The 13,576-nt window shown below is 37.0% G+C and carries 5 protein-coding genes; all 5 read left to right on the top strand.

Annotation, left to right across the window (positions count from 1 at the left end; all coding sequences use genetic code 11):
* The first annotated feature begins 57 nt into the window (after positions 1-57).
* Positions 58-3,387 carry a glycoside hydrolase family 2 TIM barrel-domain containing protein gene (locus QE431_RS12385; RefSeq protein WP_307296280.1) on the top strand — a complete coding sequence of 1,110 codons (3,330 nt, stop codon included), beginning with the start codon at positions 58-60 and terminating at the stop codon, positions 3,385-3,387.
* Between the two features lie 299 nt (positions 3,388-3,686).
* Positions 3,687-7,073, top strand: a complete 3,387-nt coding sequence (locus QE431_RS12380) for a glycosyl hydrolase (RefSeq protein WP_307296277.1) — start codon at positions 3,687-3,689, stop codon at positions 7,071-7,073.
* Positions 7,074-7,166: 93 nt separating this feature from the next.
* Positions 7,167-8,591: a sialate O-acetylesterase gene (locus QE431_RS12375; RefSeq protein ID WP_307296274.1), complete on the top strand. Its 1,425-nt coding sequence runs from the start codon at positions 7,167-7,169 to the stop codon at positions 8,589-8,591.
* Positions 8,592-8,748: 157 nt separating this feature from the next.
* Positions 8,749-11,076 (top strand): DUF5703 domain-containing protein, encoded by a 2,328-nt coding sequence (locus QE431_RS12370; RefSeq protein ID WP_307296271.1) that lies wholly within the window; start codon positions 8,749-8,751, stop codon positions 11,074-11,076.
* 14 nt (positions 11,077-11,090) lie between these two features.
* Positions 11,091-13,550: a polysaccharide lyase family 1 protein gene (locus QE431_RS12365; protein WP_307296270.1), complete on the top strand. Its 2,460-nt coding sequence runs from the start codon at positions 11,091-11,093 to the stop codon at positions 13,548-13,550.
* Positions 13,551-13,576 lie beyond the last annotated feature (26 nt).

Here is a 13,576-nt window from a genome sequence, read left to right as displayed (position 1 = left end):
GAATTTCTAGTGCGATTCCTCCTTCGTCGGAATGACAAAAAAACTAAAAATAAAATAATGTTTCAGCCAATTCAAAATAATCACTTTTTAAGGTTTCGACTTTCGATACCAAAATCGGTATTCACATTTTACATTTTACTAATAACATCTTACACAACTCAAGCCCAATCCGTTACAGGAGAGCCGGCAGGAGTTCCAGAATTGCATAAAAAATACCAATTTGCGCCTTGGGAAGATCCTACGGTAACGAGCATCAACAGACAGCCTTCGAGAGCAACTGCTTATTCGTATACCTCTGTTGAAGACGCTCTAAAAGGCGACAGAACCAAAAGCCGAATCCAGATGCTGAACGGCGATTGGGATTTTAAATATGCCGTAAACCTTAAAGAAGCTTCAAAAGATTTTTATAAAAATACCGTTTCGGGCTGGGATAAAATCGAAGTGCCTTCCAATTGGGAAATGAAAGGATATGACAATCCAATTTACAAAAGTGCCGTTTATCCGTTTCGACCAATAAATCCGCCTTATATTCCTAAAGATTATAACGGAATTGGTTCTTACCAACGCAGTTTTACCGTTCCGGCAAACTGGAAAGACATGACGGTTACATTGCATTTTGGAGCCGTAAGTTCCGGTTTTCAGGTTTGGTTAAACGGAGAATTTTTAGGGTATGGAGAAGACAGTTTTCTGCCATCAGAATTTGATATTACGCCTTATTTAAAAGAAGGAGAAAATATCGTTTCTGTTCAGGTAATTCGCTGGGCAGATGGTTCTTATCTGGAAGATCAGGATCACTGGCGCATGAGCGGAATCCAGCGTGAAGTTTTCATTATGGCAGAGCCGAAATTACGCATTCAGGACTTCTTTGTTCAAACCAAATTAGACAAACAATATACCGATGCGATTTTCAAACTGCGTCCAAAAGTGGAGAATCTTACCGGAGAAAAAGTGAAAGATTACACGATGAATGTTCAATTGTACGATGCTAATAATCAGCCAATTTTCAAAGACCCGCTTCAAAGACCCGTGATCGATTTAATCAACGAAAGTTATCCTCGTCTGGATAATGTGCGTTTTGGATTCTTTCAGGAAACCATCAAAAATCCGAAGAAATGGAGTTCAGAAGAACCGAATTTATATACAATGGTCATTTCCATCAAAGATAAAAACGGCACTATTACCGAAGCCAAAAGCTGTAAAGTAGGCTTCCGTTCGATTGAATTTTCAAAAGAAAACGGTAAAATGCTCATCAACGGAAAAGAAACTTATGTATATGGCGTAAATCGTCACGATCATCATCCAACAAGAGGAAAAGCCGTTACGAGAGAAGATATCAAACAGGATATTACAACGATTAAAAAATTCAATTTCAATTTTATACGTACAAGCCATTATCCAAACGATCCGTATTTTTACGAATTATGCGATCAATACGGAATCATGGTCATGGACGAAGCCAATCAGGAAACACACGGAATTGGCGGGAAATTAAGCAACGATCCACTTTGGACAAATGCTTATATGGAACGTATGATCAGAATGGTGGAACGCGATAAAAATCATCCGTCAGTTGTGATGTGGAGTTTAGGTAACGAAGGCGGAAAAGGACCAAATCACGCGGCAATGTCGGGCTGGGTTCACGATTTCGACATTACGCGTCCCGTGCATTACGAACCAGCGCAAGGAAATGCAAAATTAGACGGTTACATCGATCCGCTAGATCCAGGCTATCCTAAAACAATTGATCACGCTTACCGATTCGAAAATCCGCAGGATGATTCGTATGTGGATATGGTCAGCCGTTTTTATCCGGGCGTTTTCACTCCGAAATTTTTAGTTGATCAAAAGAAAGATACTAGACCAATTATTTTCGTTGAATATTCTCATGCAATGGGAAATTCAGTTGGAAATTTAAAAGAATTATGGGATGAATTCCGTTCGCTTCCAAGAGTTATCGGAGGTTGCATCTGGGAATTTAAAGATCAGGGATTGGTGAAATTTGATTCAAGATCTGGTCAGAATTATTTTGCCCACGGAGGAGATTTTGGTGAAAAATACCATGACGGAAATTTCAATACAAAAGGAATTGTAGATTCTAACGGAAAACCAAAAGGATCGATTTTTGAAAACAAATGGGTGTATCAGCCAGCGGTTTCCACTTTAAACGGAAATCAGTTAGAAATCAAAAATCGTCAGGCCGTTAAATCTTTAGAAGGTTATATTCCGGTTTTAAAAGTTTTGGAAAACGGAAATGTAATCAAAACCCAAATATTAAAACCATTTAAGGTAGAAGCTGGACAATCCACAACATTAGATGTAAGTCAGTATCTGCCAAAAATGAAAGCCGATGCCGAGTATATTTTGAATATAGAATTCCAGCTTTCAAAAGAGGAACTTTGGGCTTCAAAAGGTTACGCTGTCGCGGAAGATCAGTTTGTGTTGCAAAAGAAAGAAGCGGTTTCGCCTGAATCTAAAAAAGAAGCTTTAAACGTTTCAGAATCCGATTCTGATTTTAAAATCAAAGGAAAAAATTTTGATATCAACATCAATAAAGGAAACGGAGCTTTGAGTTCGTACATTTTCAATGGCGAAGAACAGGTTTTTGCCCCATTGCTTCCTAATTTCGTAAGACCGCTTACAGATAACGATAAAAGAGGTTGGAAATCGCAAAAGCTGTTGAAACAATGGTACAAAGCAAAACCAAAATTGGTAAACATTACAATCGATAAATCGGCTTCTGAAATTAAAATTACAAGCGATTACGAAATTATAAAAGACAGCGCAAGCGTAAATGTGGTCTACAATATCTTACCAAACGGATTGATAAAAGTAGATTACAGTTTAAAAGCATCGAACAAACTGCCAAATATTCCAAAAATCGGAATGCAGATGGGAGTGCAAAGAAAATTCGATCAGATTTCGTGGTACGGAAAAGGAGAATTGGAAAATTACAGCGACAGAAGTTTCGGTTCATTTGTTGGAAAATATTCACTTCCAATAAATGATTTTATCGAACATTATCCAAAACCGCAGGAAAATGGAAACCGATGCGATGTAAGATGGATGGCGCTGACAACTCCGCAGAAAAACAACGGATTTTTAGTAGTAAATGGCACTAAAGTTTTAAGCATGAGCGCGTGGCCGTATACACAAGAAAACTTAAGTTCTGCAGGTCATACGTACGATCTGAAAGATCCAGGATTTTTAACGCTGAATATTGATTTAATGCAGATGGGAGTTGGAGGAAATGACAGCTGGACATTGGTTGCACAGCCAATAGAACAATATCAAATTAAGTCAGGAGATTATCAATATAGTTTTTATTTGACGCCTTTCAGCGGTTCAAAAAACGAATTAGAAAATAGTTTAAAGAAGCTTAAATATTAATGTATCCTAACAGGTTTTGAAAACCTGTTAGGTATTTTGTATTATAGATAAAGTATATTTTAAGTATAGTACAAGTATAGTTTATAATATACAGTTTGTCATTTCGAGGAACGAGAAATCTTCGCAAGTAACTCCGCAAAGAAAAGCCAATCTTTGTCGAGCTTCTAACGAAGATTTCTCCTCCGTCAAAATGACAAAAAATAAAAATAAAAAAAAATCCGCTTAATCTGCTAAATCTGCGAGAGTAAATTTTTCCCGCAGATTTAGCAGATTAGGCAGATTGTAATAAAACAACAAAAATGTTTCAAAGAAAACACCTCTTTTTTATCCTTCTCCTTGCCAGCTTTGTCTCAGCACAGGAAATCAATAAAAAAGAAAACAACTTTTTTCAGCCAACAATCGAATCCTCAAAACCTTGGGTGTATTGGTATTGGATGAAATCGGCTTATTCTAAAGCAGGAATCACAGCCGATTTAGAAGCGATGAAACAAGCCGGAATTGCGGGCGCTTATTTAATGACTATTAAAGGACCAGCAAATCCTCCATTGATAGATCCGCCGGTTTTACAGCTGAGTCCTGAATTTTGGGATATGATTCATTGGGCTTTTAAAGAAGCAGATCGTTTAGGTTTGAAATTGGCTTTTCACGGAGCTGACGGATTTGCCGTTGCAGGTGGGCCGTGGATTACACCTGAAATGTCAATGCAGAAAGTAGTCTGGTCAACTACAGAAATCTTAGGAGGTAAAATGGCGACTTCAAAACTACCAGTTCCAGAACATTACAAAGACTATTATAAAGACATTGCAATTTTTGCCCTTCCGATTAAAGAATATCAAATTACTTCGCAGATGCAACTGCCAAAAGTAACGACATCAAACAGTACCGATGCTTCCTTTTTGGCTGATCCTAAAAAAGATGAAAATTTCAAGTTTGCAGAAAAAGGATGGATTCAATACGAATTTGCACAGCCTTTTACCTGTAAATCTATTGTCATAGAAACCAAAGGAAGAGATTTTCAGGCACAGCGCTTGATTGTGGAAGTGAGTGATGACGGCATAAATTTTAGATTTCACGAAAGAATGACTCCGCCACGTCACGGTTGGCAGGACATGGATTTTTCTAACACGCATACTATTGCGCCTGTTACGGCAAAATATTTCAGATTTGTTTATGATCCAACTGGAACAGAGCCGGGAGCAGAAGATTTGGATTTTGCTAAATGGAAACAAAATCTAAAAGTCAGTAAAATTACACTTTCGAATCAGTCCGTACTTGATAATTACGAAGGAAAATCGGGCGCAATTTGGCGTTTGACTCCACAGACTACAGACAAACAGATTCCCAATTCAGAGTCATTTAAAAAATCAGAAATCATTAATATTTCCAATTTTGTTGATGCTGATGGAAATCTGAACTGGAAAGCTCCAAAGGGAAAATGGAAAATTATCCGAATGGGACACACTTCTACAGGACATGAAAATGCAACTGGCGGAGCAGGAAAAGGATTGGAAGTAGATAAATTTAATCCCGAATTAATTCGTTTTCAGTTAGATCATTGGTTCGGAGAAGCGGTTCGTTCGGCTGGTCCTGAACTGGCTTCAAAAGTTCTGGAAATCCTACATTTTGACAGCTGGGAATGTGGAAGCCAGAATTGGTCTTCGGTTTTTCAGGCTGAGTTTAAAAAGAGACGTGGTTATGATATTGTAGAATATCTTCCAGTTATGGCGGGAATTCCGATAGAAAGTGCCGATTTCTCAGAGAAAGTTTTATACGATGTTAGAAAAACCATTGCCGATTTAGTAGCCGATAATTTCTACGGAACTGTCGCTCAGATTGCAAAAGAAAATAATGTTAAGTTAAGTTCAGAAAACGTTGCGCCAACCATGATGAGTGATGCTTTGTTGCATTATAAATATGTTGATTATCCGGGAGGGGAATTTTGGCTGAAAAGCCCAACTCATGATAAACCTTTTGATATGGTAGATGCCATTTCGGGCGGACATATTTACGGAAAAGATATTATTCAGGCAGAATCTTTTACAGCTTTGCGAATGGATTGGGACGAACATCCCGGAAATTTGAAAACCACTGCAGACCGCAATTATGCTTTAGGAATCAACCGTTTGTTTTACCACGTTTTTGTTCATAATCCGTGGACAGACAGAAAACCGGGAATGACTTTGGACGATATTGGAACTTTTTTCCAAAGAGACCAAACTTGGTGGAAACCTGGAAAAGCATGGTTTGAGTATTGCCAAAGAGTACAGTTTCAGCTGCAAAAAGGAAAACCTGTGATTGATTTGGCAGTTTTTATTGGTGAAGATTTTCCTTCCCGTTCTTTTGTGCCAGATCGATTAGTGCCTTTTATTCCAAATGTGTTTGGTGCAGCAAGACTGGAAAGCGAGAAAAACCGTTTAGAAAATGAGGGTCAGCCAACGGCAAAAATGCCAAAAGAAGTTACCTATTCTAAAAATATCACCGATTTATCACAATGGATTAATCCGCTAAATGGTTATCAATACGATTCTTTCAACGCTGATGTTTTAATTAATCGTGCGAAAGTGGTAAATGGAAAAATTTCTTTTGATGGCGGAATTGAATACGGAGCTTTATTCTTTCCGGGAAGTCACAAAATGGCACCAAACAAGATTTTGTCTTTGGCTTCCGCCGAAAAAATATTACAGTTGGTAAAAGACGGAGCGACAATTTTTGTAGATGAAAAGCCAAAGGTACAGCCTGGTTTACAATCGAATGAAGATTTTAAAAAATGGCAGAGCGTAGTGGATGAAATCTGGAATAATGCTAATTCATCAACATGGAAAATTGGAAAAGGAACGATTATCAAATTGCCTTATTTAGGAAATGATTTTGCTTCCATTGGAATTACACAAGATATCTATTTTCCAAATTTAAACAGAGCAGATTCTGAAACAATTGCATGGGCACATCGCAAATCAGATACTGAAGATATTTATTTCATTTCTAATCAAAAAGGAGAAAAAAGAACATTTGACGCTTCTTTTAGAATAGCTGGAAAAGTTCCACAATGGTACAATCCTGTTACCGATAAAACTTCGGAATTAACCAATTGGAAAATCGAAAATGGAAGAACAATTGTTTCAATAATTTTAGAGGCTAATGAATCTGGTTTTGTGATTTTTAAAGAGGAAACGAAAAAAGTTTTAGCTCAAACAAAATTTTCTGAATTTGAAAAAGTGCAGACTTTAGATGAAAACTGGAATCTACAATTTGATCCAGCATTTAAAGGGCCAAAAGAAATAATTAAAATCAATAAACTTTTTAATTGGAGCACTTCTGAAAATGATCATATTAAGTATTATTCAGGAACTGTAATCTACAGAAAAGATTTTGTTTGGAAAGGAAAAAGCACTGATAAAATCTGGTTGGATTTGGGAGAAATTTCTAATATAGCCGAAGTTTCAATTAATGGAAATGATTGTGGAACATTATGGACTTTTCCTTTCAAAACTGATATTTCAAAAGCTTTACAAAAAGGAAAAAATACAATCGAAATTAAAATAACAAATACTTGGGCAAATAGATTAATTGGCGATCAAAAATTGCCAAAAGAAGAGAGATTGACATGGACAACAGCGCCATTTCGTTTAGAAGGAGAACCGCTGTTGAAAGCAGGATTATTGGGTCCAGTAAGTATTGTAAAATAAAAATAAAAATAATATTTAGCCACAGATTAAAGGATTTACACAGATTAATAATCCAAATAATCCTTTTAATCTGTGGCAAAAAATAAATAAAAAATGAAAAAATCAATTATTGCATTATTAACGATTTTAGCAACCCTTCAAATCAATGCCAAAATCAAACTGCCGGCTTTGTTTACTGATAACATGATGTTGCAACAAAAGTCAAATGCGCCAATTTGGGGCTGGGCAGAAAAGAACGCTAATGTTACAGTAAAAACTTCATGGGATTCCAAAACCTACAAGGTAAAAGCAGACAACACCGGTAAATGGAATACAGCTTTGCCAACACCGTCATTTGGTGGTCCGTTTACAATTGAAGTTGCTGAAGGAAGCGAAAAAGTGATCATTAAAAATGTGTTAATTGGCGAAGTTTGGTTGTGTTCAGGACAATCCAATATGGAAATGCCGTTAAAAGGTTTTCAAGGACAACCCGTTAAAAACGGAAACGAAATCATTGTAAGATCAACCAATAAAAACATTCGGTTAATCACTATTCCGCGTGCGACTGTTTTAGAACCTTTGCAGGATTTTGAAGGAAAATGGGAAGAAGCTTCGCCAAAATCAACTTCTAATTTTAGCGCAACGGCTTGGTATTTTGGTTCGCTTTTACAAGAAGTTTTAGACGTTCCAGTAGGATTGATTCATGTTTCTTACGGAGGCTCAAGCATGGAAGCGTGGATGAATCAGGAAATGCTGAAAGATTTCGCAAGCGCTAAAATTCCGACTACAAAAGAAGAGTTGGCAAAAGACCCAAACCGTGTTCCAACAACTTTATTTAACGGAATGCTTTCGCCTGTAATTGGTTACGGAATAAAAGGCTGTATCTGGTATCAGGGAGAATCGAATTACGAAAGAGCATCGGAATACACCGCTTTAATGAAAAAAATGGTTTCAAGCTGGCGAGCTTTGTGGAAACAAGGAGATTTTCCATTTTACTACGCTCAGATAGCGCCGTTTAATTATGCCTCTTTCCATCCAAAAGATTATTTGGAGAAATACAATTCGGCTTATTTGAGAGAGGCGCAGTTTAAAGCTTCAAAGGAAATTCCGAATTCAGGAATGGTAGTTTTAATGGACATTGGAGAAGAAAATAACATTCACCCAATGGACAAAGAAAAAGGAGGAAACCGTTTGGCTTTTCAGGCTTTGGCAAGAACGTACGGAATTGAAGGTTTCGAATTCGAAAGTCCGAAATACAAATCGATGGAAATAAAAGACGGTTCGGTTACGGTTTCTTTTGATGATGTAGCCAACGGAATTACGTCTTATGACAAAGAAGTAACAGGTTTTGAAATAGCGGGAGAAGACAAAGTTTTCTATCCGGCTAAAACGGTAGTGAGAAGAAAATCAGTGGTTTTGACTTCGGATAAAGTAAAGAAACCGGTTGCTATTCGTTATTTATGGAAAGATTTCGCAAAAGCGGAATTGTTTAGTGCAGGCGGTTTGCCGGTTTCTTCGTTTAGAACGGATGAATGGTAATTTATAATTGTGAATTGTGAATTATGAATTGCGACGTTAGTTTGTCATTTCGACGAAGGAGAAATCACACAAGAGATTCCGCAACAGTAATTGATAATCTTTGTGGTTACTAGTGAGATACCTCGTTCCTCGGAATGACAACAAGAATTGAAAAAAAATGAAATACATAAAATACATACTTCTCTTCACTACGCTTTGCCTTAAAGCGCAAATTCCTGTGCTCGAAAATTACAATCAGGTTTGGACAACGCAGAGCAATAATTCATCAGAATCAATGCCTTTGGGAGGTGGTGATATCGGCATGAATGTGTGGGTAGAAAAAGGCGATTTGTATTTTTATTTTTCACGAAGCGGCACTTTTGACGAACACAATACTTTGCTGAAATTAGGAAGAGTAAAAGTGACGTTAACACCGAATCCTTTTGAGAGGGCAGCAGGTTTTCATCAGGAATTGAAACTCAAAGACGGATATGTTTTAGTCGGGCAGAATGATACTAAAATCAAACTTTGGGTAGATGTTTTTAAACCGATAATCCATGTTGATTTAGAAAGTAAAAATGCATTAAAAATGACAGCTTCTTATGAAAGCTGGCGGTATAAAAACCGTGATTCAAAAGGAAAAGCCAATAATGCCAATTCCTATAAATGGGCGCCTCAGGGAGATATTATTACCTATAAAGATTCGATTGCATTTGAAAATAACGGCATAAAATTTTACCACAGAAACAGGGGAAATACCGTTTTTGATGTGGCTGTAAAACAGCAGAAAATGGAATCGGTTAAAGAGCAAATGCTCAATCCGCTTAGGAATTTAACTTTCGGCGGCTTTATGACGGGTGATAACCTAAAACCTGATGGAACGTATTTAGGAAAATACCAATCGACAGATTTTAAAGGTTTTAATTTAACAAGTGTAAAACCATCCAAAAAACATACATTAGAAATTTATTTAAATACCAATCAATCTGATTTTTCTACTTGGGATAATGGATTGAAAAATCTAATTTCTTCGAATAAAAAAATAGTAAAACAAGCCGAAAAAAACACTCAAAAATGGTGGAATAATTTCTGGAACCGCAGTTTTATTTTTACTCAGAAAAAGCAATCGAATGTCAAAGATTCGGTTTATCAAATCGGACAGAATTATCAGCTGTTTAGATATATGCTTGGCTGTAATGCATACGGAAAATATCCAACAAAATTCAACGGAGGATTGTTTACCGTTGATCCCGTTTTTACAAATCCCGATTTAGATTTTACGCCTGATTTCAGGAATTGGGGAGGAGGAACCATGACAGCTCAAAATCAAAGATTGGTTTATTTTCCAATGGTAAAAAGCGGTGATTTTGACATGATGAAATCACAGCTGGATTATTATTTGAGTTTACAGAAAAATGCCGAATTAAGAAGCAAAGTATATTGGAATCATAACGGCGCATCATTTACAGAACAACTGGAAAATTTCGGTTTACCAAATCCCGCAGAATACGAATGGAAACGTCCTGCAGATTACGATCCAGGAATGGAATATAATGCGTGGCTGGAATATGAATGGGATACGGTTTTTGAATTCTGCAAAATGATGTTGCAGCAAAAAGAATATGCTGGAGAAGACATTCAGAAATACAATCAATTCATAATCAGTTGTCTTCGCTTTTTTGATGAACATTATCAATATTTGGCGAAACAAAGAGGAAGAAAAGCTTTGGACGGAAACGGCAAATTGGTTCTTTTTCCAGGTTCGGGAGCAGAAACTTATAAAATGGCAAATAATGCCAACAGTACCATTTCGGCTTTAAAAGTTATTACAGAAAACCTTTTAAACCTTTCTGCGAAAGAATTGTCCAAAGAAGACGCTGCATATTTAAAAGGATTGCAAAACAGAATTCCGCCTTTAAATTTTGGTCAGATCGAAAATCACAAAGTTTTACTTCCTGCAAAATCTTGGGAACGAGTGAATAATTCGGAAGTACCACAATTGTATCCTGTTTATCCGTGGGGAATTTACGGAGTTGGAAAACCCGATTTAGAAACTGCTTTAAACACATGGAAATACGATCTCGATGCTTTAAAATTTAGAAGTCATATTGGGTGGAAACAAGACAATATTTTTGCAGCAAGTTTGGGATTAACAGAAGAAGCCGCGAAATACAATACCTTAAAAATGGCGAATTCAGACCGACGTTTTCCTGCTTTTTGGGGACCCGGATTTGACTGGGTTCCAGATCATAATTGGGGCGGTTCGGGAATGATTGGCATGCAGGAAATGCTTTTGCAGGAAACTGACGGAAAAATCTATCTTTTCCCAGCCTGGCCAAAAGATTGGAACGTACATTTTAAATTGCATGCGAAACAAAATACAACGGTTGAAGCAGAACTCCTGAATGGAGAATTGAATGTTTTAAAAGTTATTCCGGAAGAAAGAAAAAAAGACATTATAAATCTGCTTGGAAAATCTGAAGCAGAAAAAACAAAATTAAACTAACTATTACCAAAAAAATGATAAAGAAATTAATAAGCGCTGCTGTTTTGTCGCTGATTTTGACCACAAACGGACAAGGACAATCAGCGCAGAACACTGATAAACAAATTGTAAAAGTCGACTTTGATTTTTTTCAAAGAAGACTAGAAGAAGTTCATGATCCGAGTTATGATTCTTGGGTTATCAATGAAGGAAAAGAAGCTGAAAAATCATTTAATAATGTATCATTTAAACTAAAGGGAAATTTTACTTCTAAATGGTACAAAGTCGGGATGAGTGCTCCGTTTTACAACAGATTAGGAAGCGACGGTCTAGTAACTTCTGAAAATTTAGAATTGAAAATCAGTGGATTGAAAGCAGGAAAACACACACTTTTAACTTTTCATAACGCTTTTGATGTCATTACAGGAAAAACTTTTTCTCCGATAAAAATATTCGTAAACGGAAAACTTCAGCAAACGGTAAATGCAAGTCAGAGAGCGAATGCTAAAATTGATGCATCGATGGCGTATATCACTTTTAATGCAGAAAAAGGCAAAGATGTAATTGTTCGTTTTGAAATCGATCCAACTTCAAATCCTGATGTCGTAAAACAAATCGTCATCAATGGATTTGAAATTGATACGCCAAACCTAATGAATCAGGCGCGTACTCCTGAACCAAGAAACCGTGATGAACATGTTGAAGTGGGGAAAACTCTAACTTTAAAATGGGATGCCGTAAAAAATGTGGCCGCTCATAAGTTGTATTTTGGCGAAGATAAAAATGCCGTAGAAAATGCAACAGAATCTTCAAAAGAATTCAAAGGAAAATTGGCAGATAAAAATTTTACGGTTTCAGATTTATATTCAGGAACAACGTATTACTGGAGAGTCGATGAAGTTGATGCAAATGGAGAAGTAACTTTAGGAAATGTGTGGTCGTTTAAACCTGCACAATTGGCTTTCCCAGGTGCAGAAGGTTACGGCCGTTATGCTGTGGGAGGACGTGGCGGAAAAGTAATCGAAGTAACCAATTTAAATGACGACGGACCAGGAAGTTTACGTGACGCTATCAATCAGGAAATTGGACCGAGAACGATTGTTTTTACTGTTTCGGGAAATATAAAACTGGCTTCGAGATTAGTAGCAAATCAGCCTTATATCACTATTGCAGGACAAACCGCTCCGGGAGAAGGAATTACCATTAGCAGGGCGCCAATCGGATTGACTGGAAATGATGGTGTTGTGCGCTTTTTGAAAGTGAGAATTGGAGGCGGAACTACTTTTGACGGAATGGGATTAACGGGTGCAGATTACAGTATTATTGACCATTGCTCGATTAGCTGGACAATAGACGAATCGTTTAGTTCGCGTGGTGCACATCATATTACATTACAAAGAACTTTAATTTCTGAAGCGTTGAATGTGGCTGGGCATGATAAATATGAGGTTGGAAAAATGCACGGATTTGCTGCTACAATTGGCGGAGATATTGGAAGTTTTCATCACAACTTACTAGCTCATAATTATGGGCGTAACTGGAGTATTGGCGGCGGTTTAAACGGTGACGGTTATTATACCGGCCGATTGGATATAACCAATAATGTGGTTTACAACTGGGGACAAAGAACTACAGACGGTGGTGCAAACGAGGTAAATTTTGTCAATAATTATTACAAACCAGGCGCTTCAACTAAAATATTTGTGGCTTTAAATGCACAGCATGAAGGCGTTGGAAAAGGAATGCAGCGTTATTACTTTAACGGAAATATTATGCCCGGTTATTTTGATGAAAAATCTCAGGATAAAGGAAGAAAATCTACTATAAGCCATAATGAAAAAGTAGAATATGAAACTTTTGTGGACAAGCCATTTTTTCCTTCATATGTAGCAACTCAATCGGCTAAAGCGGCTTATAAAAACGTACTTTCAGATGTTGGGGCGAATCAGCCGTTTTTCGACAAACACGATAACCGAATTGTAGATGAAACTTTAAAAGGAACTTTCACTTATAAAGGCAGTAAAAGTGGTCTGGGAGGAATGATTGATAACGAACAAGATGCAGGAGGATGGCCAAATTTTGCTTCAGAAACTCGTCCAGCAGATTGGGATACTGATCATGACGGATTGCCAAACTGGTGGGAAAAAGCTTTTGGTTTAAACGAAAACTCAAAAGCAGGAGATTTTTCAGATGCAAATCAAGATAATGATAAAGACGGTTTTACGCAATTAGACAATTATCTGGACTGGTTGTCAACGCCTCATTATTTTGTGAATTCAGGAGAGAAGAAAGTTTTAAATGCTGGAGATTTTTTCAAAGGTTATGAAAACAAACCTTTGTACACTTTCTCTGATCTTAAAAATGGAAAAGTAGTTTTAAAAGGAAAAGAAATTCAGTTTACAACCGTTGAAAAAGGATTCGCTTCTTTCGTACTAACCGTAAAAGATGCCGATGGAGATTCAATGAGCAGAAAAATTAATTTCTTTGTAAAATAAATAGTAAACCATATAAGTGATATAAG

The sequence above is a fragment of the Flavobacterium sp. SORGH_AS_0622 genome, assembly GCF_030818825.1.
Classification (GTDB): Bacteria; Bacteroidota; Bacteroidia; order Flavobacteriales; family Flavobacteriaceae; genus Flavobacterium.
Note: the sequence above shows the minus strand (reverse complement) of the source record. Positions and strands in the feature narration are given on the sequence as shown.

What these genes read in the sequence shown, in the direction of transcription:
- QE431_RS12385 (WP_307296280.1), top strand. Translation starts at nt 58, where the DNA reads ATGTTTCAGCCAATTCAAAATAATCACTTTTTAAGGTTTCGACTTTCG.
- QE431_RS12380 (WP_307296277.1), top strand. Translation starts at nt 3,687, where the DNA reads ATGTTTCAAAGAAAACACCTCTTTTTTATCCTTCTCCTTGCCAGCTTT.
- QE431_RS12375 (WP_307296274.1), top strand. Translation starts at nt 7,167, where the DNA reads ATGAAAAAATCAATTATTGCATTATTAACGATTTTAGCAACCCTTCAA.
- QE431_RS12370 (WP_307296271.1), top strand. Translation starts at nt 8,749, where the DNA reads ATGAAATACATAAAATACATACTTCTCTTCACTACGCTTTGCCTTAAA.
- QE431_RS12365 (WP_307296270.1), top strand. Translation starts at nt 11,091, where the DNA reads ATGATAAAGAAATTAATAAGCGCTGCTGTTTTGTCGCTGATTTTGACC.